This is a genomic window from Methylobacterium pseudosasicola (assembly GCF_900114535.1).
Taxonomy (GTDB): Bacteria; Pseudomonadota; Alphaproteobacteria; order Rhizobiales; family Beijerinckiaceae; genus Methylobacterium; species Methylobacterium pseudosasicola.
On record NZ_FOTK01000056.1, the window covers coordinates 1 to 24,801 of the forward strand.

The 24,801-nt window shown below is 65.9% G+C and carries 13 protein-coding genes and 1 pseudogene; 12 read left to right on the forward strand and 2 right to left on the reverse strand.

The annotated features are described in order from the left end of the window. Positions 1–532: 532 nt before the first annotated feature. The 12 genes from bcsS (at position 533) to BM228_RS29770 (ending at position 23,077) form a co-directional block, all read left to right on the forward strand. The gene (gene bcsS / locus BM228_RS29710) at positions 533–1,288 is read left to right on the forward strand and encodes a cellulose biosynthesis protein BcsS (RefSeq protein ID WP_092046347.1); all 756 of its coding nucleotides are present in this window, start codon (positions 533–535) and stop codon (positions 1,286–1,288) included. Between the two features lie 134 nt (positions 1,289–1,422). Further along, a complete protein-coding gene (bcsA, locus tag BM228_RS29715; RefSeq protein WP_092046348.1) occupies positions 1,423–3,852 on the forward strand; it encodes a UDP-forming cellulose synthase catalytic subunit in 2,430 nt (809 codons plus the stop codon). A 67-nt stretch (positions 3,853–3,919) separates the two neighbouring features. Then, positions 3,920–6,445, forward strand: coding sequence for a cellulose biosynthesis cyclic di-GMP-binding regulatory protein BcsB (locus BM228_RS29720; RefSeq protein WP_244537385.1), 2,526 nt, complete (start codon positions 3,920–3,922; stop codon positions 6,443–6,445). Next, positions 6,442–7,551, forward strand: coding sequence for a family 8 glycosyl hydrolase (locus BM228_RS29725; RefSeq protein WP_092046351.1), 1,110 nt, complete (start codon positions 6,442–6,444; stop codon positions 7,549–7,551). The genes BM228_RS29720 and BM228_RS29725 overlap by 4 nt, the downstream gene beginning before the upstream one ends. Then, positions 7,536–9,497, forward strand: coding sequence for a tetratricopeptide repeat protein (locus tag BM228_RS29730; protein ID WP_139234259.1), 1,962 nt, complete (start codon positions 7,536–7,538; stop codon positions 9,495–9,497). Before BM228_RS29725 ends, BM228_RS29730 begins: the two co-directional genes overlap by 16 nt. Further along, entirely contained in the window at positions 9,494–10,540 is a 1,047-nt protein-coding gene (gene bcsN, locus BM228_RS29735) for a cellulose biosynthesis protein BcsN (protein WP_092046354.1), read from the forward strand. Before BM228_RS29730 ends, bcsN begins: the two co-directional genes overlap by 4 nt. 1,869 nt (positions 10,541–12,409) lie before the next feature. Next, a complete protein-coding gene (locus BM228_RS29740; protein WP_244537386.1) occupies positions 12,410–13,063 on the forward strand; it encodes a dienelactone hydrolase family protein in 654 nt (217 codons plus the stop codon). Between the two features lie 775 nt (positions 13,064–13,838). After that, positions 13,839–15,674: an ATP-binding protein gene (locus BM228_RS29750; protein WP_092046356.1), complete on the forward strand. Its 1,836-nt coding sequence runs from the start codon at positions 13,839–13,841 to the stop codon at positions 15,672–15,674. A gap of 2 nt (positions 15,675–15,676) precedes the next feature. Next, on the forward strand, positions 15,677–17,353 hold the full coding sequence (locus tag BM228_RS29755; protein ID WP_092046357.1) for a putative bifunctional diguanylate cyclase/phosphodiesterase: 1,677 nt from the start codon (positions 15,677–15,679) through the stop codon (positions 17,351–17,353). Positions 17,354–17,717: 364 nt separating this feature from the next. Next, positions 17,718–21,107 (forward strand): YadA-like family protein, encoded by a 3,390-nt coding sequence (locus tag BM228_RS29760; protein ID WP_092046359.1) that lies wholly within the window; start codon positions 17,718–17,720, stop codon positions 21,105–21,107. Positions 21,108–21,183: 76 nt separating this feature from the next. Beyond that, complete coding sequence (locus BM228_RS29765; protein ID WP_167367867.1) at positions 21,184–21,732, forward strand: invasion associated locus B family protein; 549 nt, start codon at positions 21,184–21,186, stop codon at positions 21,730–21,732. Between the two features lie 241 nt (positions 21,733–21,973). Next, positions 21,974–23,077, forward strand: a complete 1,104-nt coding sequence (locus tag BM228_RS29770) for an IS3 family transposase (RefSeq protein ID WP_244537387.1) — start codon at positions 21,974–21,976, stop codon at positions 23,075–23,077. A 164-nt stretch (positions 23,078–23,241) separates the two neighbouring features. Here the strand turns inward: BM228_RS29770 and BM228_RS29775 are convergent. Both BM228_RS29775 and BM228_RS29780 read right to left on the reverse strand, forming a co-directional pair. Then, positions 23,242–24,303, reverse strand: a pseudogene (locus BM228_RS29775) (excinuclease ABC subunit UvrA); the annotation flags it as partial. 153 nt (positions 24,304–24,456) lie between these two features. Further along, positions 24,457–24,801 (reverse strand): transposase (locus tag BM228_RS29780; protein ID WP_139234261.1); only part of this gene is annotated, 345 nt, incomplete at its 5' end.

A 24,801-nucleotide genomic window follows, 5' to 3' on the forward strand; every position in this document is an offset into this window, starting at 1 on the left:
GTCATCCCGGGGCCGCGAAGCGGAGCCCGGGATCCAGAACCAGTGTCGGATCAACGACTTGCGCCGTCGGCGGATCTGGATCCCGGGCTCGCCTGCGGCGCCCCGGGATGACAGGGTGGGGGCTGAAGCGTCTGCGGAAACTTGGGATCCGTGAAGGAAGGATAGGTCTCGGCGACCCATCGCCTGCCGCCGCGCTGCCTTCTCGGCTGTCACCTTGGCGAGAGATGGGCGCATGCCATCGGACCTTGGCTGTGCGGTTCGAAGCGCTTGATCCCATTGATAAAACGCCTCGCGTGCAGATGAATCCCAACACCTTTAAAGGGCTGGGCCTAGCCCCTTCTTCATGCCGACGAAAATCAGCTAATCTCCAGATATAATTCCCGCGAATACTACTACAACCACCGGTTGTGTTGCTTTTGAGGACCTGATTATAGTCTTCAACCGCGTATTAACGCTGCTTTAACCATCAAGACACCTGATGGGCTCGCGGCACTGCAGCGATGCCGGCCACGCTCCCCAGGTTGGACCCCGGATGAGATACCCCTCCGCCATCCCAAACCTCGTCGCCGTTCTGGTCGCGACCGGTACCCCGACGGCTACATTGGCGGCGGATTGGTACACTGGTGCCCCGACCGATGTGGGCGCTGACGAATACATCGTGGCGATCGACGCGGCCGCCACCGTGACCTCGAACAGCTCCGCCTTCGGGGTTGTGACCGCGACGATCGCACCCGTGACGCCCTTGAACGAGAGCGGTCCGCGCCTCCGTCTCCAGGGGTTGAGCGGCGTCTACTCCTATCCCGGCTCCACGAGCGGCCGAACGGTGCGGGGCCAACAGGAAGAAGGCACGGCCATGTTCGGCTACGAGTGGATCTGGAAACAGGCCGCGCTCGCCGGATATGTCGGCTTCAATGTTCGGAGCAACGAGCTGTCCGTGCTCGACCCCAACAACCCGGTCGCCGGCACCGGCGTCGGCGCGAAATTCGCCGCGGACCTCTACCTCAATCCGACTCTCGAGACGCTCGTCGCCGCGAATGCCTCTTACTCGACGCTGTTCCACGCCTACTACGTCCGGGTGAAAGCCGGCTTTGCGGTGGCCGACGGCGTCTTCGTCGGACCGGAGGCGACGCTTCTGGGCGACGCCTACTTCAATCAATGGCGCGTGGGCGCCCACTTAACCGGCTTCACCGTCGGTCCGATGAAGTTCTCCCTGGGTGCCGGCTATGCACACGATCGTGTGCAAAAAGGCGGATACTATACCAGTGTCGAAGGACGCGCCGCTTTCTGATGATCTTGTATACTGAAATTAATGCAATCATTTTAGATATCTATTAGTAATTTCATTTATTGTGGTGCGAGCCAGTATTGGGTTCGCCGAATGCCTCTCATGTGCCGTTTCAAGGAGTCGAAGCCGTGTCTGTGATGCCTGTGCGCGTGCTCTGGCTCGTCAGCGCCTTGCTGGTCCTCTTGCTGCTCGCACAGCCCGTGGGGACGTCGATCCAGCTGGAGATGAGCCTCTGTGCCATTGGGTTGATGGCGCTGCTCTGGCTCTTCGGACGCGGGCGCCTCGGTCGGTCGGTGTTCCTGGCGATCGGAAGCCTCGTGGTGCTTCGGTACCTGTACTGGCGCCTATCCAGCACGCTGCCGCCCATGTCCGACGCGCTCGGCTTCGGGGCCGGCGTCGTCCTGGCAGCGGCCGAGGTCTACTGCTTCTACATCCTCATGGTCAGCCTCGTGGTGAACGCCGACCCGCTGGCTCGCGCGATCATCCCGTCAGGCGATGATGACGCGCTGCCCACCGTCGATGTGTTCGTTCCGAGCTACAACGAGGATCGCCACATCCTCGCGACGACCCTGGCGGCCGCCAAGGCGCTCGATTACCCGGCCGAGAAGCTGACGGTCTGGCTCCTCGATGATGGCGGCACGGACCAAAAATGCGCCGATGCCGATCCCAACAAGGCCCGGGAGGCGCGAACTCGCAGAGTCGCGCTGCAAGAGCTCTGCGCGGAACTCGGAGTCTCGTATCTGACCCGCCGGCGCAACCTGCACTCGAAGGCCGGGAATCTCAACAATGGCCTCCGGCACGCCAATGGAGAAATCGTCGTCGTTCTGGACGCCGATCACGTGCCTTTCCGATCGTTCCTGCGGGACACGATCGGGCATTTCGCCTGCGATCCGAAACTGTTCCTCGTCCAGACGCCGCACGCCTTCCTGAATCCGGATCCGATCGAGCGGAACCTGCGCACCTTCGATCGGATGCCGTCCGAGAACGAGATGTTCTACGCGATCAGCCAATGCGGCCTCGACAAGTGGAACGGCTCGTTCTTCTGCGGCTCGGCGGCGCTGCTGCGCCGCGCCGCGCTCGATGAGGCGGGCGGTTTCTCCGGAATCACCATCACGGAAGATTGCGAGACGGCCTTCGAGCTGCATTCACGCGGCTGGACCAGCGCCTACGTCGACAAGACGTTGATCGCCGGTCTCCAGCCCGAAACGCTTTCGGACTTCATCGGCCAGCGTTCGCGCTGGTGCCAGGGCATGCTCCAGATCATGCTCCTCAAGAATCCGCTGTTCAAGCGCGGCCTGAAGCCGATCCAGAAGCTCTGCTATCTCTCCAGCATGACGTTCTGGTTCTTTCCCGTTCCGCGCCTCATCTTCATGATCGCGCCTCTGCTGTACATCTTTTTCGACATGAAGATCGTCGTCGCCAACGTCGATGAGGCGATCGCCTATACGGCGACCTACATCTTCGTGAATTTGATGATGCAGAGCTACCTCTACGGCCGCGTGCGCTGGCCCTTCGTTTCGGAACTGTACGAGTACGTTCAGGGGCTGTTTCTAATCAAGGCGACGGCCTCCGTGATCCTGTCGCCGCGCAAGCCGCAATTCAAAGTGACGGCGAAGAACGTCACCCTGGACCACGATCAGCTCTCGCCGCTCGCGCTGCCGTTCTTCGTCGTCTTCGCGATCCTGTTGGCAGCCGGCGGCGTATCGACCTACCGCTACCTGTTCGAGCCGGGCGTGACCAACCTCATGCTGGTGGTCGGGCTGTGGAACGGGTTCAACCTGATTACCGCGGGCGCGGCTCTCGGAGTGGCGGCCGAGCGCGCGCAGACGGAACGCATGCCCTCCCTCGCCGTCGATCGGCGCGCGGTGTTGACCCTCAACGGCTTGGCCGTCGATGTCGCCGTCGAGCGCATCTCGGGCGAGCGCTGTCGCATCCGCATGGACGCGATTGTACCGATGCGGCGCAGCACGGACAGCAATGTCGGAGCGCTCTCGGTGCCCCCGCGCGAGGGGCTCCCGTCCCACGTCGCGCGGGCGGCGATTCCGGTGCGGCTCACCGGCATGACCGCCGCGGGCGAGGAGACCGTTTGCGAGCTGGACTTCGAACGCCTGCCGACGGACGCGTACTTCGTCCTGGCCGAACTGATGTACAGCGACGCCGACGCGATGGTCCGGTTCCAGCAGCGCCGCCGCAAGCACAAGAACCTGCTCGCCGGATCCCTCCAGTTCGTGCTGTGGGGCATCGTCGGGCCGGCCCGCGCAGCAGCGTGCCTGCTCAAGGGCCGTCCCGCCGAACAGCCCGCGGATGTTCCGCAGGCCGAGATCGTCCTGCCGCGCTCGGTCTCGTTGCATCGCCGCCTCGTGGATGGGGGGCAGCCCGACGCGGCCGGGCCCGTCGACACGGTTGCACCCGTGCCTCCGGCGCGGGCCAGACAGCCCGAGGCCGAGCCGGAGGATGGCACCGCGAGCTGGCTCCGGCTGATGCTCGACGTCGAGAACGCCGCGCTGGCGCGCGATCGTCGGCGCGCTGCCGACCGCGGCGCCACGCCCCAACCCAGTGCCGGTTGAGACCATGGCTCAGATGCATTCCCCTCTCGGACTCGGCGGGGCCATACGGCAGCCTCGCGCGGCGGGCGTGCTAGCTCTGCTGGCGGCGCATCTGGTCCTCGGCCCGATCACGTCGGCGCAGGCTCAGAGCTTCCTCGGACGCGGTGCGCCGCAGGCGCTTGCGATGCCCGGTGAAGAGCCGAATGGCGTCTCGCCCCGCCGTGCCGATGCCCCGAAGCCGAACCCGCTCGGACCGGCCCCTCAGACCGCGGGGACGCAGACCGCCGCGCCCTTGCCGCAGCGCCCGCTGCCGGCGATCGGCGAGAGCCTTCGGCTCAGCGGCGAAGAGAGCACGCTGCAATGGCCGGTCTTCGTCACGGCCGAGCAGGCGCGTGAGCGCTTGCGGCTGCGCGTGGGCTACCTCGCCGCGATCTCAGTGGTGCCGGAGGCCTCCGTCCTGACCGCGTCGGTCAACGACGTGGTCCTCGGCCGCACGCCGATCAACGCGCCCGGCGCCGTGCGGGTGATCGAGTTCGAGATCCCGGCCAATGTGCTCCGGCCGGGCTACAACGCAGTCGCCATCTCGGCCGTCCAGCGCCATCGCGTCGACTGCTCGATGCAGGCGACCTACGAGCTTTGGACCCAGATCGATCCCACCTGGACCGGCCTCGTGATGCCGGCGGGCGTCGAGGCGGTGCGCGCGCTGCGCGACCTGCCCGCGGTCACGCCCGATGCGCGCGGCATCGTGCCGATCCGCGTCGTCCTCCGCGGCAAGCCCGGCTTCGCAACCTTCGAGAAGATCATTTCGGCGGTGCAGCGGATCGCCCTCGCCGGCCGCTACGCGCATGTCGCCGTCGAGTTCGGGGCGCCGCACAAGGGCCCCGACGGCCTCAACCTCGTGATCGGTGCGCCGGACGAGCTGCGGGAGCTTTCCGGCTTCGACCCGGCGCAGATGATCGGCGGTCAAGCGCTGGCATTCCTCCCGGCCACCGCCGAGCGGGCCGCGACCCTGATCGTGCCCGGAAGCGGACCTGCGGAACTCGATGCGGCCTCCGCCGTCCTGACCGCGACCGCCGCCCATGAGGCGACGGGAAGCCAGCAAGGTCTGCGCCTGCTCGCTCTATCCCGCGGGCTCGAGACGAAGGGCGGCGAGACGCTCCCGCTCTCGCATTTCGGCGTGCAGAACCGCGAGTTTGCCGGCCGCTTGTTCCGCACCGGATTCGACGTATCCTTGCCCGCGGATTTCATCCCGGCCGACTACGCGAAGGCCGCGCTGGCACTGGCGGGCGGCTACGCAGCCGGTCTCGACCTCGGTGCGCAGGTCATCATCGACGTGAATGGGCGCAACGTCGCCAGCAATGCCTTGCCACGCTCCGACGGGGACGTGTTCCGCAACGCCGTCATGCCCCTGCCGCTCAGTCGCTGGCGTCCGGGGCGCAACCATGTCGAGATCACCGCGCTGCTCCCGTCGGCTGCGGACCGGGCCTGCGAGGATGGGAGTGCCGAGCGCAAGCGCTTCCTGTTCCTGAACGACACGACCCTGACCCTGCCGCCGCTCGCCCGCGCCCTCCGGCTTCCCGACCTCGCGGCCACGACGAGCGGCGGCCTGCCATATGCCGGTGCCGTGCATCGCCCGCGCCTCGTCGTACCGACTCCGGACCGTGAATCGATGTCGGCCGCCGCCACGATTGCGGTGCGGATGGCCATCGCGGCCGGACGTCCGATCGAGTTCGAACTCGGAAATGAATCGGCCTTGCAACGCCGGACGCCGACGGTGGTCGTCGCGCCTGCCCGCGCCCTCGATCCGGAGGTGCTGCGCGCTGTCGGCCTCGACGCCGAGCAGATCCGCAAGATCTGGGAAGGGCGCGCGACCGGGACATCGACCTCCGGGCCGCTTGCGGCCATCCCCGGCATCAGCATCGATCGCCTGCGCAACGACGTTCCACCCGCCTGCGCGCTGCCGGTTTCGGCTTCGCGGAGCGCACAGCCCGGTCCGCGTCGCATGCGCGGGACCGACCCGGATGTCGAGACGCGCGATCTCGTCTCGTCCTGGACCACAGCCCTGCGCACGCGCGATTCCGTGGCCTACCGCGTTTCCGGGATCGTGACCGGCATCCACGGTGCCGCCGACGAGGCGATCGCCACGGCGACCCAATGGATGACCGATCAAGTCCGCGACCAGCCCGTCGCGGTGAGTGCCCGCGCCTCGATGGTGGTCGGTCAGGGTGTCGCCGGCCGCGATCCCGACTCCGTCCTTACCGTGTTCACCGCGCCGAACAGCGCGATCTTGCAGGCGGCCGCGATTTGTCTCGGAACCCCGGCTGTCTGGGGCCAGCTCCAAGGCCGCGTGGCCGTTCTCGACGCCAATAATGGAAGCGTCACGACGTTCACCTCTAATCAGACGCAGATCTTGGAGACCGTACCGCGCACCTTCGAGAACACGCGCCTCATGCTGGCGGGCTGGTTCTCGACGAACCCGAACACCTTCGTCCTGGTGCTCTTCGTCGCCGCGATCATCCTCGGTCTCAGCACGCAGGCGATGCTCCGCGGCGTCGGACGCGCCGGAACGGTGCCGCCGGCTGCCGATCGGGCCGACCGGGAGCTCGATCGATGAAACGCATCTTCGCAACCGCCGCCGCGCCGATCCTCGCTCTCACCCTCGCGGGTCCCGCCTCGGCGCAGAGCCCGGCCTCCGCCGAGCGCACGACCGAAACGGTTCCGATGCTGAACGCCCTCGGCGATTCGACGGCCTGGCGGAGCTACAAGAGCCGCTTCGTGACCGACCAGGGGCGCGTCGTCGATACGGCTAACGGCCGGATCAGCCATAGCGAGGGGCAGGGCTACGGCATGCTGTTCGCCGTCGCGGCGGGTGATCGCGACGCGTTCCAGCGGATCTGGGGCTGGACCCGCGCGAATCTGATGGTGCGCAACGACGCCCTCTTGGCGTGGCGCTGGGAGCCCGACAAGCGCCCGGGCGTCGCCGATACCAACGACGCCACCGACGGGGACATCCTCGTGGCCTGGGCGCTCGCGGAGGCGGCCGACGCCTGGTCGGACGAGGGATACCGCTTGGCGGGACGGCGCATCGCGGTCGATGTCGCCAAGGGTACGGTTCTGTTCAAGGCGGAGGGCGGACCGCTGCTCCTGCCCGGCATGGCGGGTTTCTCGGCCGAGGACCGCGTGGATGGTCCGGTCGTGAACCTGTCTTACTGGGTGTTCCCGGCCTTCACGAAGCTTGCGGCGCTCGCACCGGAATTCGATTGGGCGCGCCTCAACGCCGCCGGCCTCGACCTCGTCCTGCGCGCCCGCTTCGGCGAGGCGAAGCTGCCGACCGAGTGGATCGCCATGCGCGGGGGCACGCCAAAGCCGGCCGAGGGCTTCCCGGCGACGTTCTCGTACAATGCCGTTCGGGTGCCCCTCTATCTCGCCATGGCCGGGCATGCCGACCGCCGCGCCTACGAGCCCTTCGCCAGGCTCTGGGCGGAGCCCGACCCCGCGGGCCTGCCGATCGTCGATACGGCGAGCGGGCAGGTGACGGGTCGTCTGCAGGAGCCGGGTTACGCTTCCGTGGCAGCCCTGGTCGCCTGTGCCGCGTCGGGCACGGTGCTGCCGGCGGGCTTTGCCGAGCCGGCAGCCGCCGAGAACTACTATCCCGCGACGCTCCATCTCCTGGCGCTGGTCGCTGCCAACACGAGGTACCGGTCATGTCTCGGGCGCTGAGGCGACACGGTGCGGCGCTGTCACTCGTAGCGGGGCTGGGCCTCGACGTGGTGGGCAGCGGGGGGGCTGTGCGGGCGCAGCCGGCCGGAAGCCCCGCGCAGGCAGCCGCAACGATCGTTCGGCAGGATGAGGGGCGTGCGCCCGTCATCCTGGGCGGCCAGGAAGGCCGGTCCACCGGTCCCGAGATCGTCGACGAGAGCGGCCTGCGATACTACGCGGCCCAGCGCCAGACCGAGCGCGTGCAGGCCGAGATCGCACGTCTGCGGAAGCGCTATCCGTACTGGACCGTCCCGACCGACCTCGACACGCTTAAGCCGAGCCCGCCCGAGGAGGCCCCCCTGTGGGACCTGTTTACCGCGGGCCGGATCGCCGAGCTGCGCGCGGCCATCACGGCGCGCCAAACCGTGGAGCCCGATTGGCGCCCGTCCGACGACCTGGCGCGCAAGCTTAACCGCGGGACCCTGCGGGGCGAGGTCGAGGCGGCCGAGCAGAACGGCGATTGGGACAGCATCCTGGCCCGGGTCAACGCCACGCCCAACGCGCTCAGCGATCTCGACATCGACATCGCGTGGCTGGTGGCGGAGGCCTATGCCCGTACCGGCGCGGCCGCACAGGCGGCGGCGGCCTACCGGACCATCCTGGCTGGCCAGACGGAATCCGCGCTGCGGCTTGCGACCGTTCAGAAGGCGATGGCCATCCTCCCGATGGCGCAGGTCGAGACGCTGCTGGCCCTCGGTCACCCTGTTGCCGACGGGACCAGTGAGTTCCAGGCCATCCGCCTGGACGTGACGCGGGCGCGCATCGCGGCGTTCCTGCATGACGAACCCGCCGGCCGGATCGAGCCGGCCGATCTCGTCGCTCTCGGCGAGTCCATGCGCAAGTTGGGAAAGCCCGATCAGATCGGCCTGCTGGGCTGGTACGCCTATCGGCGCCGACAATTCCGCGAGGCGCTCGACTGGTTCAAGTTGGCCATAGCCCGCGGAGGCGATGCGCGGGTCGCTACCGGCCTCGCCTTGTCGCTGCGCGAGCTCGGGCAAGATCGGGAAGCCGAGGAGATCGCCTTCGCTTGGCGCGGCCCTTCGGTGACCAACACCGCGCTCTACATGGACATGATGGCGCGGCGGCTGACCCAGAGCCCCGTCTCTCCGGTCGATGCCCCGCGGCTCGACCGCTTCGCCAAGCTCGTCCTCGCCACGGCATCCGGCGACGGCGCTCAGGCGCTCGGTTGGTACGCCTACAACGCCTGCCAGTTCGAGGCCGCCGCCGACTGGTTTCAGCGCGCCACGGCCTGGAAGCCGCGGGAATCGGCGGTGCTGGGCTATGCGCTGACGCTCGGACGGCTGAAGCGAACCCGCGAGTTCATCGACGTCATCAATCGGTACGACGGGCTGTTCCCGACGGTGGTCGAGCTCGCGCTGCCGGCTCCGGACTCGCAGGTGTCGGGCCCTTGCGATCCCGTTCGGGTCGCTTCGGCCTCCGTGCAGCCGGCGGCTGCCATGCAGGCCCGCGTGCCGAAGCCGGTGCCCGCATCCGCGACCCTCCGCTCCCTTCCGGTGAAGCGCGGCGAGTTCCCGATCTCCGTCGTTGCCGAGAACCCCCTACGGTTTCCGGAGCTGACCGACAAAGGCCGCGAGGCCGAGTTCCTGCGCGAGCCTCGGGACGCCCAGCCGCTCGTCGCCCGGCGTGTGCCGGGGGTCGGCGCCATGCCGTACGAGCGCTATGGCTTTACCCTGCTCCCGGGATGGAACGGTCTCGACCGGGCGACGCCGCAGGCCGCCCAAGCAGTCCCACCGGTCGGTACGCTGGCCCAGGGTGAAGCCGTCGGGATCGCAGTCGCGGGCGCGCCCCGTGCGCCGCTGACGCGCGACAGCGACCGGTTTGGTCCCTTCGATTCGGCCGCCGCGGGATCCCGCAGCACTCCTCGTGGCGAGGGACAGGAAAGATGAAGCGGATGATGGCGACGCGGATCCGGTCCCACGTCCTGCAGGTCGGAGCGGCCGCGCTCGCGAGCCTGTCGTTGACTGCCTGCAACACCGCCCGGGCGCCCTCCGCCCAGATCTCGACGCCGGGCGCGGTCTTCACCGCCCTGGACGGTTCGGCTCGCCGCGCGCCGCTCGTATCGCTGCCCGACGCCGGACGCCCCGTCCTCGTCGACGAGGTGCGCTACGCGGGAGGGTTGCGCCAACAGGTCCGATTCGGGACTAGCGGCGAGAACCGGGCCGATTTGACGATCGGCACGGCATACGCCCAGGCCGCTCCGAGACTGGAGAAACCCACCCGGACAGGCATCGCGGCCGAACTCGCGAGCCTGGGGGGCAGGCCCTATCGCGTCCTGAACCAGCCGGCGCGCAATGCCTACGGGCCCGTCGGCGTCGCGCTCAGCGACCGTTGCGCCTACGCTTGGCAATGGGTCGACGACATCCAGGGCATCCCGCTCGGCGCGGCGCGACGGGGGTCCGGGCGGGTCTCGGCGTCGCTACGCGTCCACCTCTGCGGCCGGGTCCTCACCACCTCGGCGGACACCCTGATCGCCGACCTGGCACGGCTGCGTCTGGGTTCGGTCGCCCAGGAGCGGGTTGCTCGCCAGCCACGCCGACGTCCAGCCCCGAAGGTGGCCGAGGCCCTTCAGAATCTGGAGCCCGCGACGGCGCCAGCGGTCGCTCCGGTGGTTGCCGGCCGACCGCTCGTGACGGTCAACGCCAGTGGGACACTCGTCGACATACTGGAGACCGCGGTACCGGTCGGGAATGCGGCGCAACGTGGAGCGGCCGGGCGTTCGACGAGCCCCGAAATCGCGGTGCCGAGACCCGATTCGGCCAACACCGCCTCGCTCAGTCAGCCGCGCTACCTGATGGAGCCGGGCCAAGTTCGCTCGGCCACGACGCTCGAAGCCCCGAGGCCCGTGGATCCGATCCGGCAGGAGCCCCTCTCAGCCGACCTGCCGCCGCAGGCCTACCGCGGGCCGACCCCGCCGCCATTCGGCTGGTGAGACCGCTTCACCCAACGGCCAGGGACTCGCACCGCCTTCGACCAGCCGCGCCAGCAACGCTGTCGATCTGTTCGGGAGATGACCCCGGTTTTCAGCGCGCTCCGTAAGTCGAGCCGAGGCCGCCGACCGTGGGCCGATAATGGTAGCAGATATATCCGTAAGGGCCGTACCACCGGCTGCCGGATAAACACGGCGGCACGGCCGGGCGGCACAAGGTGGGACAGGTTGTGCCCACAAGGCGCGACTCGACTAAAATGTCGGACGGTCGCGACCTTTCGACGTCATACCGAGCCTGCAGCGGGGCAGCATCCGCGATTGCGCTGAATGGGAGGATCAAAACCATACCGACGAGCAGCCCGCTGAGCTTCGCGATGATCATGTTGGCGATCTCCAGATCGTGGGCAACGCTGATGGGGCGGATTAGTTCTGAGAATGCTCTTTGCGTAAGTAATCTGACCAAGGCTGCTTCAGACTCCGAGTACGGCCTTGACCTGCAAGCTGATCTGTTATGAGGGGTCTTAGGTAAGTATCATCGCCGAAATCTGCGCGATCGGGACGGGTCAGAGCCCGCTAAATAAAGCTGAGCGACGAATGTCGGCTGTTGCGTATGACGCAGGCCAACGGAAGCGGAGACGCTGTAAGGGCGCCCTTCGCCTTCAGGAAGCGCGGCGTAGACCATGGCGAGGGTCAGCGTGCGGTGGTGCTGGCGCTGCGCGGCTGAGGAGGTCTGCATCACCCCTTAAGATCGGCGGGCATGCCGTAGCTGTGCGTGACCGCCCCTGTCATGACCTATGGCGCGAGGCTGAGTATGGACAAGGCGGCTTGGGGGAACATCGTGGCGAAGAGCAACGCGGCTGGGCTGCCATGGGGCGGAGGGGCCGTCGCCTCGGACCGTAGGCTGCCACCGTTGGTCAAAGACCCGCTCCCAAGCGACGCGCCTCGCTGCCCGTCGGTTCCCGATCCGCGTTGCGCTCTGCCTGGATCCGCGACAACGCGATCTCCCCGCGAACGCGCGTCTCACGCCGGGGTGCGAAACGGTCTCTGCGTCAGCTAGGCGGGCCGGAAAACGGCATTGTTGGCGTCGAGAACGGGCGCCTATTCAAGCCCGAAACTGGCCGGCAGAGCAGTGATCACGGAGGCGGGAGACCGTGCAGGCTGCCGCTAAGCCCTGGTCCCAGCAGCGACATTTCCGCCGAGCGCAGGACGCTGACTTTTCACCAGGAAGGCCTGGTGGAGCGGGCAGTCGGACGCGAACCCGTCTCCGTGCAGAATTTCCCCGGCGACCCGAAAATTACAGGGAAACGCGTCGGAAAATCGAGTTTCGAACGTGCGCGTGCTCAGATCTTTGCAGCAGGCGCAGCAGCTTGGCGGCATTTTCCCCATCCTACCGAGCAGGGAAGCAAAACAGTGCGTTAAGGGAAGCGCAAGAGGCGAGCAGGAAGCACGATTTCCTGGACTTCCGTCGGCTTGGGAGTGGCGCTTTCCGGAAGCAGAACGGTCGCTTCGCGCCCATCCCGGTCATTTGGCGGGCTGTGACGGCATTCCGAAACAGGACGCTACCAACTTGGATCGAGCGTTCGCATTGGGGCACGCTACGAAACGCGGCGTGCCGTGACACTCACTGATGGCTCGCGACCCAAGGCGAGTCCTTGGAAAGTCTGCTTCCAGCCTAAGGAGGGTCAGCCGTCTACAGCTGGGTTCGGTAGTTTGCAGTCGATCCGCTGGCGGTCGTAAGTGATTCGAAGCGGACGCTGTGGATGTCCGGCCGAGGAGCATCCCATGCCGAACCAGCAAGTCACGATCCGGACGCGCGATGGTGATTGCCCTTCGGACATCGTCATCCCTGCTAGCGGCGGACCATAGCCCGCGGTGATTTTCTACATGGACGCTGGTGGTATCAGGCCGGTGATGCTCGACATGGCACAGCAGCTCGCTGACGCTGGCTACATCGTCCTGCTGCCGGATCTCTTCTACGGTTACGGACCCTACGGGCCATTCGTACCCAAGGAGGTGTTCGCAGGTGACTTTCGTGCCCTCCTCGGGCCGCTGATGGCTACAACCGGTCCCCTTAAGGCCGCGGAAGATGCAGAGGCCATGCTCGCTTACCTCGCCACGCGCGACGACGTCAGAGGTCGCAAGGTCGGGGTGGTGGGCTTTTGCATGGGCGGCGGCATGGCCTTGGCCACAGCGGGAACCTACCCCGAGCGGTTCGTGGCAGCCGCGAGCTTTCACGGGGGCAATCTCGCGACCGATGCGCCCATGAGCCCCCACCTGTTCGCGCCGAAGCTGAAGGCGGAGGTCTACATCGGCGCTGCGGAGAACGATGGCAGCTACCCGCCTGGGATGGCTGAGCGGCTGCAGCGATCTCTGACGGAGGCCGACGTGCGCTATACGACGCAAACGTATCCGGCCGCGCACGGTTGGATGATGCCGGATTTTCCAGTTTACGATCACGCCGCCGCAGAGCGTGGCTGGGGCGCAATGCTCGCGCTCTTCGGCCGGACCCTGCACGGTGGCGAGTGATGACGTGGGCACTGATCCAGCCTCCGCTCACAGGCAAGCCGTGTCATAGCCTGAACGGCGACGTCGGGTCGGATTCGGAATGGTCGTTTAGGGTGCTCTGGACATGGTCTGCTTCCGCCGCGCAAGGAGGCAAAAGCGGACCTCATGCGACATGTGGTTAAGTTCGAGCTATGATATCTTGTTAGACGGCAGCGGGTTCGGCGCGACGGAGCTGGATCTGCGTTGCAACCTTGGTGAATAGCCACCCTTGGCTTTGAAGTAGAATGTCCAAGCGCCGTGGTAGTCGCGCGGCATTGGTACGTCCCAGCCGTCAGCACCTGAGCCCCCCAAGGCCGCCGAACCGGTCGATCTGTTCCGCCGCCTCGTCGACGTCCCTCTGTGGCGCCGACCCGACGGACTAGATTGATCCCAGCCATTTCACCTCCAAGGCACCTCGGATACAGCGTGCGTGAGCGAGATCTATCAATAAATTTTATAATGAGACTCGAATCCTTCGCGATGGCGATTCAATGACGAATTGAATTAGCGACCAAAGCATTTCTATAGCGTATATATTGATATCTTGATCGGCAATTTTGCATACACGGCGAGAATATGCGACGTAGATCACGACTTGACTGTCAGGAAGATGCTTGATCGCGGGCCTATAAGCAACGAAGAACAGGGTAAACAATAAATTATTAACCAGTAAGATGGCGATATTTCCGCGTAGTGGAAATATTAAAGCAGGGCATCTCTAAGATCCGGGCAAATTCTGAGCTCGAGGACACGCCTGATGCTGAACTGCGACGTGGCGACACGCCTCGAAACTACTATGGCGCAGATGGGCTTCGTGACGTCGATCGATGGTTCGAAGGTCCATCTCGGGCTGCTGGGCGGCGATGGACGTCCCAAGATCCGCGCGACGGTCGGGCATTTCGTTCAGATCCAGGCCGGCGCCGCCATGCTGGTCGGCGTCATCACCACCTTGTCGTCAGGCGGCGATCGCGGTGGACCATCGGGCGCCTATGCCAGCCTCGATCTGCTGGGCGAGTTCGTCGTCGAGGCTGGGGCAAAGCGGTTCCGCCGCGGCGTCTCCTGCTATCCGGCCATCGGCGACGGCGTTAGCCTGCTCGCTCCGGCAGACCTTCGGGTGGTTTACGAAGTCTCCGCCTCGAACGTCGTGGCCGTCGGTACGCTCGTGCAGGATCCGGATACGCCGGCCTGCATCAAGATCGACGATCTGCTCTCGAAGCACTTCGCCGTCTTGGGAACGACCGGAGTCGGGAAGTCGAGCGGCGTTGCCGTGATCCTCGATCAGGTCATGCGCGCGCAACGGAAGGTTCGTATCTTCCTGCTCGATGTACACAACGAGTACGCCAATTGCTTTGGCGAGCAGGCGAATGTGATCACCGCCCGCAATCTCAAGCTGCCGTTCTGGTTCTTCAACCTCGAAGAGATTGCCGATGTGATCTATGGTGGCCGCCCTCCGATCGACGAGGAGATCGAGATCCTGGCGGACGTGATTCCGCTCGCGAAGCTGAAGTATTCCCAGTACAAGGAGGCGAGTGAGCGACAGACCATCAAGCGTTCGAACGGCAAGAGCGCCGGCTACACCGTCGACACGCCTGTGCCATACATGTTGCAAGACCTAATCGCTTTGATCGATGAGCGGATGGGGCGGCTGGAGAACCGCGTCACGCGGATGCACTTCCATCGCCTCATCACCCGGATCGAGGCCATTCGCAACGACCCGCGCTACGGCTTCATGTTCGAGAACGCCAATGTCGGCGGCGATATGATGGGCGAGATCCTCGCTCATCTCTTCCGGTTGGAGCCGGACGAGCGGCCGATGACGATCATGCAGCTTGGCGGGTTGCCGATGGAGGTCGTCGACGCCGTCGTGTGCGTGCTCTGCCGCCTCGCCTTCGAGTTCGGCATCTGGAGCGAGGGCGCGATCCCGCTGCTGTTCGTGTGCGAGGAAGCTCACCGCTACGCTTCAGCCGACCGTGCGATCGGTTTCACGCCGACGCGGCGCGCGCTCTCGCGCATCGCCCGCGAGGGCCGCAAGCACGGAGTCTATCTCGGCCTCGTCACGCAGCGCCCCGCCGAACTCGACCCGACGATCATGTCGCAATGCAGCACGCTGTTTGCCATGCGCATGACCAACGACCGCGATCAGGCCTTCCTGGCAGCCGCCGTCTCAGACGCGGTGAACCTGCTCACGTTCGTTCCGTCCCTGGGGACAGGGGAGGTCATCGCGTTCGGCGAAGGCGTGCCGATGCCGGCGCGGTTCACGTTTCGCCCGTTGCCGCCGGAGCGGCAGCCGCGCAACGATATGAGCGCGCGCCTCATGGATCACGGCGCGGCGATCGCGGGCGCGGGATTCGTCGGTGCGGTGGTGGAACGCTGGCGCGGTGCCACCATGAACAAGGCAAGCGGGCTCGACACCGATTCGTCGGCCGCGACCCGGATCGGTCGCGACCCGGTCACCGACGGCGGCTACGGCAACGGCAACGGCGGCGCCATCGACCAAGTCCATCGCCGGTTGCTCAGGCGTCCTCTCGACGGCGCCGAACACGCGGCCGAGGCCGGCGCGCGCTCCACCAAGTCCCTCTGGCAGCAGGGCTGACCGTGACCGAGCGATCCGTCACTCATCTGCAAAATTTGCTGGAAGTCATCCTCCAGGCGCTGCCGGTCGGGATCGTGGTCCATGACGACCTGGGTCGGTGCATTCTGGCCAACGCCGCGACGCAACAGCTCGGAACCAAGGCCACGCGGGACCTGCCGCGCGCGGCCCTGACGCATCCGGACGGGGTTGTCGTCGAGCCGGTCGGCGAGCGCATGATGGAGGTTCAGGTGCGGAGTGTGAAGGTTGACGAGGAGGTCTACACGCTGACCTCCCTAGTCGACTTCACGCACCACCACAGGCTCCAGCGCGATCTCATCAATCGCGCCTACATCGATGCGCTTACCGGCCTGCCCAACCGGACCATGTTCGAGCAGAGCGTGGAGGAGCTGGTCGCACGGGCGGGTCGGACCGACCGGTTCGCTCTCGCGTTCATCGATCTCGATAACTTCAAGCACATCAACGATTACTACAGTCATGCGGCGGGCGACGCCGTGCTGCGCCGCGTCTCTGACCGGATCCGCGGTGCCCTACGCGCCAGTGACATGCTAGCCCGCGTCGGCGGCGACGAATTCGTGCTGCTCTTGAATCCGGTCACAGATCGTGCTGCGACGTTCGCGGCGATAACGGAGATTTCCGAACGCCTGAAACAGCCGTGCTTCATCGACGGCCATGAGATCTTCGCGTCCGCGTCGATCGGCGTCAGCTTGTTCCCGGATCACGGCGCGACCTACGAGATTCTTCGCTGCCGAGCCGATAACGCAATGTATCAAGTCAAAGGCGGCGTGAAAGGGGGCGTCAGCTTGTTCGACGAGACCATGAGCCACGCCGCTACGGCGCGCATGGCGGTCGAGCAGCGGTTGCGCCTTGCCATTCGCGACCGCCGCTTCTGTTGCGCCTTCCAGCCGAAGGTCGACATGCGCACGCACACGGTGCTGGGCGTCGAGGTGCTGCTGCGGTGGCGAGACGAACATGGGACGATCCACACCCCGGGCAATTTCATCGGTCTTGCGATCGAACTAGGACTGATTAACGAGATAACGCTTCAGGTACTTTCGGAAACCATCCGTAGCATACCGGTGATCGATGACATATTCGGGACCGGCGTCTCGATCAGCCTGAATATCGCCGCCAAGCAGGCGTGTGACGTTCCATTCATGACCCAGTTTTGCGACACCCTCGGCAAAACCGGCATGGCCAGCCGCTTCGTGCTCGAGCTCACCGAGGAGGCATTCTTCACGAAGGGACTGTTCCAGCGCGAAGTCCTTCCCTGCATCCGGGCTGTCGGGGCGCGGGTCTCGATCGACAATTTCGGCGTTGGCTATTCATCCCTCGCGGCCCTCGCCGAGATTACCGCTGACGAATTGAAGATCGATCGATCGTTCATCACGGACATTCACAAACGGCCGCGCAGCCAGATTTTGCTCAGGGCGATCGAGTCCCTGGGTCTCGCACTCGGGATGTCGGTCGTCGCCGAGGGTGTCGAAACACACGAAGAGGTCGCCTACCTGCTCGGCGCGACGCAGATCCGCTGCGCGCAAGGCTATTACTTCGCTAAGCCCATGCTGATCGACCAGATCGATAGCACGAACGAGCGGATTTCCGCACCGCGCGGCATATATCAGCAACGGCAAATCTCGAGCGGCCGGGCTTATGAGACCCGCAAAAGTGCGCTGCGCTGAGTCGCGTCGAATTTTAACGAATGACATCACCACATCGGCCGGTGTCCGACACCCCTGATGGGCGAGATCTCGGCGACAACGACGATGGCGTCCGAGACGACAATTTTCGCGTCCTTCAATGCTGCGTTATGGCCACCAAACGCGTCAGAATCAGATTAATCATTCCTCGATCGCGCCGCGGGATTACCGTTAATAACCTTTTATTTATTAGTATTTGTTAGCTACATGCCCAACAGAAGGCATGTGATTATAGGTCGAATTGATGAGTTCTTGATCCGAATACCATCATTATGCATGCGCCGATATCCGTCAATGTTGGCCCGCGGATATTGCAAATAAAGTCTCCAATTTCGACGAATGAAGCATGAATACGACTGACCCGCGTTTTTCAAGATGCATCCGCCGAGACTTATTGACTACGACCGCCGTAGCGATCGGTCTTGGCTTGATGCTCACCGGGTCAGCCCGTGCGCAAAGTAGCTATGCGGCGGGTGGCGGATCTACACCCAACGCGAATAACAACGCGACAGCGATCGGGCCCGGAGCGACAGCCAGCGGCGACCGCTCGTTTGCCGGCGGGTACAATGCCACGAGCAGCGGTGCGGACTCGACGGCAATCGGCTCGGGCGCGAGCGGAACAGGCGCCGGCGCCGTCGCAATCGGCTCCGGCGCAAAGGCACAGTCGGCGACGAAAGCGCAAGGGATCATCAATTACAGAGACCGCAGTGGCGCCGGCATCAGCGGTGCCGCCGCGGGCGGCGATCTCTCCAGCGGCTCCAACGGCAGCACGGCACCGCCCAACGAAACATCGGACGCGGGTTCGATCCCGTCCGGTACCGCGATCGGACTGCGATCGACAGTCGGTGCTGCCGGCGGTGTGGCGGTTGGCTACAACAACAGTGCGGGCAACCCGGACTACAACTCGACCGCGATCGGGACGAGCAACTCCGCTAACGGCGCGTACGGCGTTGCGATCGGCTATGGCAATACGGCGGATGGCCGTTCGACGCTGTCGCTGGGCACCGGCAACCAGGCATCGGGCGATATCGCCATCGCTCTCGGGCGGCAATCCTATGCCGTGGGTGACTTTTCGTTCGCGCAAGGCTTCATCGCCAGTGCCTATGGCCAGGATGCGCTCGCCATCGGCCGCCTCTCGGTCGCGGGCGAGAAAGGCGCCAATTCGACGGTCAGCAACATCGCCATCGGTGACAACACGTCCGCCCAGGGTGGCTCGGCGCTAGCGATCGGCAGCGGTGCCAAGGCGTCGTCGAAACAGGCGGTCGCGATCGGCTCGAACACCATGGCGTTGCGCGGAACGATCAGCGGCACGGAGGCCTATAGCGGAACGGCACTGAGTTCGGCCAACACGGAATTCTCGGTCGGCGATTCCGGGACCGAACGCCTGATCACCAACGTTGCGGGTGGCCAGAAAGACACCGACGCGGTCAACGTGCGTCAGCTCAGGGGCCTCGGCAACACCCTCGGCACCACGCTCGGAAGCTCATTCGACCAGGCGACCAACACTTACACGCCGCCAAAATATTCTTACGCGAAACGAAACTACAGCACGATCCCGGATCTCGTCGGGTCAATCGACAGCCTGGCTTTGCGCTACGACACGGATGGTGGCGGAAAGCGTCTGGCGAGCATCGACCTGACCCGCGGCGGCGACCTCGGATCAGCCGTTTCGATCACCGGCCTGGCTCCGGCGACGACCGATAGCGGCGCCGTGGCCCTGTCACAGATGCCGCTGCGCTATTCGACCGCGAGCAGCCCGACCGTCGCGAACCCGGCCGTTCCGTCGAACGACGTGACGCTGGTCGGTTCGAACGCCCGCCAGACGGTGCTTCTCCACAATGTCGGCCCCGGCGATATCACCACCAGCGCCTCGACGGATGCCGTTAATGGAAGCCAACTCTATACGACCAACCAAAAGGTCGCTGCGCTCCAGAACGGCAGCCTCGGTCTCGTCCAGCAGGATCAGACCACCCGCACCATCAGCGTCGGGAAGGGCACCGATGGAAACGCCGTCGATTTCACCGGGACCGACGGCGCCCGCCGCCTGACCGGCGTGGCCGTCGGAACCAGCGACAGTGACGCCGCGACGCTGGGTCAGCTCCGGGCGACCAGCGACGCGCTGGGCGGCGGCGCGGGCTACGACGCTACGGGCGTCTTAACGAAGCCGAGCTACAGCGTCGGTGGCCAGATCTACCGCGATGTCGGTTCGGCCCTCGCGGCGAGCAACAACCTCGCGGTTCAATACGTGCCAGATAGGAATGGCAATTCGACCAACGTCGTCGATCTCGCCAAGGGTGGCACCACGGCCGTCTCCCTGCGCGGTGTCGCGTCGGGCTTGGTGGCAGTAGGCTCGACCGAGGCGGTCAACGGCGGTCAGCTCTACGCGGTCAGCAACAGCGTCACCGATCTGCAGAACGGGACCTCCGGTTTGGTGCGACAAGACCCGACCTCGCGCGCCATCTCGATCGGCGGCGCCACGGACGGAACGGTGGTTTCCATCGCCGACCAGAACGGCACGGCGCGCACGCTGACCGGGGTCGGCACAGGCCAAATCGCGGCCGGCAGCACGCAGGCGATCAACGGCGGCCAGATCTACGCGGTCGGCGCCTCCGTGGCCTCGGCTCTGGGCGGCGGCGCTGGGATCGCCGGCGACGGGACGCTGCGCGCGCCCAGCTATGCGATCCAGGGGGCGACCTACAACACCGTCGGTGGCGCCCTCGGCGGCCTCAACGCGGCGGTGACGACGCTCAGCACCAACGGTAGCCGCTATGTGGCCGTGCGGAGCACGGGCGCTGCGGCTCAGGCCCTCGGCGCCGATTCCGTCGCGATCGGTCCTGCGGCGTCAGCCAACGCCGATCGGGGCGTCGCCCTCGGGGCCGGTTCGGTCGCCAGCCGAGCCGGGATGGCGGGGGCGGCCGAAGCCTTCTCGGGAGCCGCGGTGAACTCGACGCAGGGGGCGATCTCGGTTGGGTTTGAGGGCGGCGAACGCCAGATCACCAATGTCGCCGGCGGAACGCAGGACACCGACGCGGTGAATCTACGCCAAGTGCGCGCTCTGGGTGGCAACCTGGCGGGTGCGCTGGGTGGTGGGGCTCGCTTCACGGCAGATGGCGGCTTCACGGCGCCCAGCTACACGATCGGCGGCCAGACCTACGCCAGCGTCGGCGCAGCCCTCGGCGCCGTCGACACCTTCGGGGTGAGATACGACGTAGACCCCTCCACCGGCGGCCGCGGTCAGTCGATGACACTGGCTGGCGGCGATCCGAACCAGCCGGTGATGATCCGCAACGTCGCGGCGGGTGTGCTGGCCACCGATGTCGCCAACACCGGACAGGTGGCACAGGCCAAAGCCGACGCCAACGCCTATACCGATCGGAGCGTCGCAGTGGCTTCGGCCGCCAGCGCCGCCTACACTGATGCGGCCGTGGCCCCCCTGCAGAAACAGATGAGCAGCTTCGGCAGCCAGTTGCTCGATCTCAATCGACAAGTCGGCGAGGTTCGCGCGGACGCACGGCGCGGAGCGGCGATCGGGCTGGCCGCCGCGGCCCTCCGCTTCGACGACCGGCCGGGCAAGCTCAGCGTCGCCGCCGGTGGCGGCGCCTGGCGCGGCGAGGCCGCTGCGTCCTTCGGCGTCGGATACACCCTGCCGGACGGCACGGCCCGGGTGAATGCCACCGGTGTCGCCGCAGGCCGCGATTTCGGCATCGGCGCCGGCGCAAGCTTCACCCTGAACTGAGGTGCCCAGCGTGCGGCCACCGCGGATGTCATGGCGACCGGGATGCGCATGTGCGCTCCTCCTCGGGGTCGGCCTGTTGTCGGCGGCACAGGCGCAGTCGCCCCTGCGCGGCAGCCTGACCGAGGAGCTACCGTCCGCCGCGTTGCCCTATCAGGTGAAGCCCGTCGACGGGGCCCCGGTCAGCCCAGGCATTCGCCGCGTCCTCGAACGGTTCCTGACTTGGACATTGATCTGCGACGAGTCGAAAGGCCGTCAGGTCTGCAACATCGTCCAATCGATCGCTGCCCCGGACGGGAACCTGGTTTTCAGTTGGTCAATCGCTGCCACAGCGTCAGGCGAACCGGTCTTCGTCGTGCGCGCGCCGGTGACGGGCGTCCCCGCCCGCACCGTCACGCTGAATTTCGGGGGTGCTGCAACGGTGATTCGTCTCCCCGACTGCGACGCTAGCCTGTGCGTCGGCTTTCTGCCGGTCGACCCGACGATGATGCGCCAAATCCGTGATAAGGGCACCGTAAAGATCCATTACTGGAAAACAGACGGATCGCCCAGAGTCGACATATCCTCGTCATTGGACGGGCTTGCACTTGCAATCAAAAGCTTGCGACGAAAATCCACCGCGAGCTAGATCGCGGAGTCTGACATCCGGGGCTATCATCCGCCGGCGTCATGCGACTTCCGCATCGGATGGCGCTCCGCTGCTGCGGCGACAGGAAGGTTCGCCCGCGCATGCCGCATCGCCATGTCGCCGGGCTGCTATCGGTCAGACCGTGACCGTGGCGGCATCTATTTGACCCTGCCCCAGCAAACTGGTCCGCGTTGAACGCAAGTTTTTCGGGCATCCTGAACCCTGAAGGAGGGTGGATGCCATGCCTGGCAAACGCTTCACGAACGAACAGATCGCCTTCGCCCTCCGGCAGGCGGAGAACGGCGCGACGGTGGACGAGGTCTGCCGGAAGATGGGTGTATCCGAGCCGACGTGTCTCACACTGGAAGAAGCAGTTCGTCGGCATGGGCGTGCCGGAGATCCGGCGGCTGAAGCAGCTGGAGGACGAGAACGGCAAGCTGGAACGACTGGCGGCCGACCTAACGCTGGACCGCTCCATGCTGCAGGACGTCCTCAAGCGAAAGTGGTGAGGCCCGCTATTCGCCTTGAGGTCCTCGGTCACCTGCAGGTGGCCTACGGCATCAGCGAGCGTCGGGCCTGCCAAGCCATCTGCTTCGGCCGTTCGTCCCCGCGCTATACCAAGCGCCCTGACCCGCAGGGCGCGTTGCGGATGCGGCTGAAGGAGCTCGCTGCAGCACGGGTCCGCTACGGCTACCGGCGGCTGCACATCCTGTTGCGATGGGAGGGCTGGGCCGTGAATCACAAGCGCACCGAACGGATCTACCGGGACGAGGAGCTGTCGATCCGGTCCAAGCTGCCCAAGCGCAAGCGGTCTTGGCGGTATCGCCAGGGGCGACCGGCAATCGGTGGACCCAATGAGGTCTGGGCGATGGACTTCATGTCCGACCGCATCTTCGATGGACGTCCGTTCCGGTTCCTGACCGTCGTCGATTGCCACACGCGAGAGGCGCTCTCACTCACGCCGAGAGCCAACTTCCGCGCCTTCCAGGTGACCGAGGCGCTCGACGCCTTGGTCAAGCTGAGAGGAAGACCCAAAAGCCTGCGGGTCGACAATGGGCCGGAGTTCGCCGGCCGCATGCTCGACCAGTGGGCCTACCTGAACGGGGTCGAGATCGACTTCTCACGACCGGGCAAGCCGACCGACAATGCCTACATCGAGTCGTTCAACGGCCGCCTCCGAGCGGAATGCCTGAACGCTTCGTGGTTCCTGTCGCTGGCTGATGCCCGCGACCGCATAGAGGAATGGAGGTGCCACGACAACGAAGATCGATCCCACACAGCCCTGGGCGGCTTGACGCCCCGAGCCTTCGCCGACCAAGCTGTCACAGCCCGAGAACTTGCATAGGCCGTGGACCACAAACGGGGTCAACTCCACCCCGACGATGCACTAACTTCGAACCTGGGCCACCAGATGGGGGCAGACCAGTCTGGGTCTGTCGTTCTGGCTGCCGTCACCGTCTTCCGCTGCCGATCGAGCGCAGGCTCCGGGTCGACGGTCCATCAGGGATATTAGGGTTGCGAGCCTGCCTTGGCGAGGGCCTCAAGCTCCTCCCGCAGATAGGGTGCCGTGCGGCTCGCCCGCGTCTGGGCCACGATCACGGGACGGCCGGCCGCCACGACAGTGCCACCCAGGCTTCCCGCGCCCGGCCCCACGTCGATGACGTGATCGGCCCCCGCGACGACACGCATGTCGTGTTCGACCATGACGACCGTGTTGCCCGCATCGACCAGGCCGTTTAGCTGGAGCATGAGGCGATCCACGTCGGTTGGATGCAACCCAGTCGTCGGCTCGTCGAGGACGTAGAGCGTGCCGCCGCGCTGGCCCCGCTGCAGCTCGGTCGCGAGCTTGATGCGCTGGGCCTCGCCGCCGGAAAGTTCGGTCGCCGGCTGGCCGAGGCGCAGGTAGCCGAGGCCGAGATCCCGTAGCACGGCGAGCGGGCGCAGCACGGAAGGCTCGTCCGCGAAGGCCGCGCAGGCGCGTTCGACGGTCAGCCCGAGTACGTCCGCGATGGTCAACCCGTTCCAGGTGACCGTCAGCGTCTCCGGCGCGTAGCGGGAACCGTGGCAGGTCGGGCAAGGGGCGTAGACGCTCGGCATGAACAGGAGTTCGACGCTGACGAAGCCCTCGCCCTCGCAGGCCGGGCAACGGCCCTCGGCGACGTTGAAGGAGAAGCGGCCGGCGTCGTAGCGGCGCCGGAGTGCCTCGGGCGTGGCGGCGAACAGCTTGCGGACGGCGTCGAACAGGCCGGTATAGGTCGCGAGGTTTGAGCGGGGCGTGCGCCCGATCGGCTTCTGATCGACCTGGACCAAGCGCCGGACCCCGTCCAGGCCGCCGACGATGCGCCCCTCTGTCGGGCCCGGCGCCTCGTCGAGGGGATCCTCCGGCTCGTCGTTGGTGTCGATGGGCCTGCCAAGGCGGTCGCCGACGAGGTCCAGCAAGGCCTGGCTGACGAGGCTCGACTTGCCGGAGCCCGAGATGCCCGTGACGGCGGTGAGACATCCCAGCGGGAACGCGGCCGAGACCCCGCGCAGGTTGTTGCGGACGATCCCCGCCAGGCGCAGCCATCCCGAGGTGATGCAAAGGGGACAGTTCGCCCGCAATTGTCCACATCGACGCCCGCAAATCCGACCGAGGTTGGCCCGCACGGTGCGTCAGCTCAAAATTTCTGAGGCGATCGATCTCGTTTACCGGACCGTCCACCGAAGCGCCGAGATTAAGAGCGCCTAACAGAACCGTCTGATCTGGTTGAGTGTGATGAGGCTGGCAGCGAGGCTGGTGAAGGCTTCGTAGATGTCTGCACGTCGCTCGTAGCGCACGGGCAGCCGACGGAAGCGATTGAACCAAGCGTGCGTGCGCTCCACCACCCACCGATGCCGGCCTAGCCTCTCGCTGCTCTCGATGCCGCGGCGTGCGATGCGCGGTACAATCCCACGCGCCCGGCACTCGTGTCGGCGCGGTTCAGCGTCGTAGGCTTTGTCGGCGTGCAGTTTGTCCGGGCGGTGTCGCGGCCGGCCCCGCCGACCGTTGCGCACGGGTGGGATGGCATCGAGGGTCGGTGCCATCATCAC

Coding starts and splice junctions, on each gene's coding strand:
- bcsS (WP_092046347.1), top strand. CDS start 533: ATGAGATACCCCTCCGCCATCCCAAACCTCGTCGCCGTTCTGGTCGCG.
- bcsA (WP_092046348.1), top strand. CDS start 1,423: ATGCCTGTGCGCGTGCTCTGGCTCGTCAGCGCCTTGCTGGTCCTCTTG.
- BM228_RS29770 (WP_244537387.1), top strand. CDS start 21,974: ATGCCTGGCAAACGCTTCACGAACGAACAGATCGCCTTCGCCCTCCGG.
- BM228_RS29750 (WP_092046356.1), top strand. CDS start 13,839: ATGCTGAACTGCGACGTGGCGACACGCCTCGAAACTACTATGGCGCAG.
- BM228_RS29725 (WP_092046351.1), top strand. CDS start 6,442: ATGAAACGCATCTTCGCAACCGCCGCCGCGCCGATCCTCGCTCTCACC.
- BM228_RS29730 (WP_139234259.1), top strand. CDS start 7,536: ATGTCTCGGGCGCTGAGGCGACACGGTGCGGCGCTGTCACTCGTAGCG.
- bcsN (WP_092046354.1), top strand. CDS start 9,494: ATGAAGCGGATGATGGCGACGCGGATCCGGTCCCACGTCCTGCAGGTC.
- BM228_RS29760 (WP_092046359.1), top strand. CDS start 17,718: ATGAATACGACTGACCCGCGTTTTTCAAGATGCATCCGCCGAGACTTA.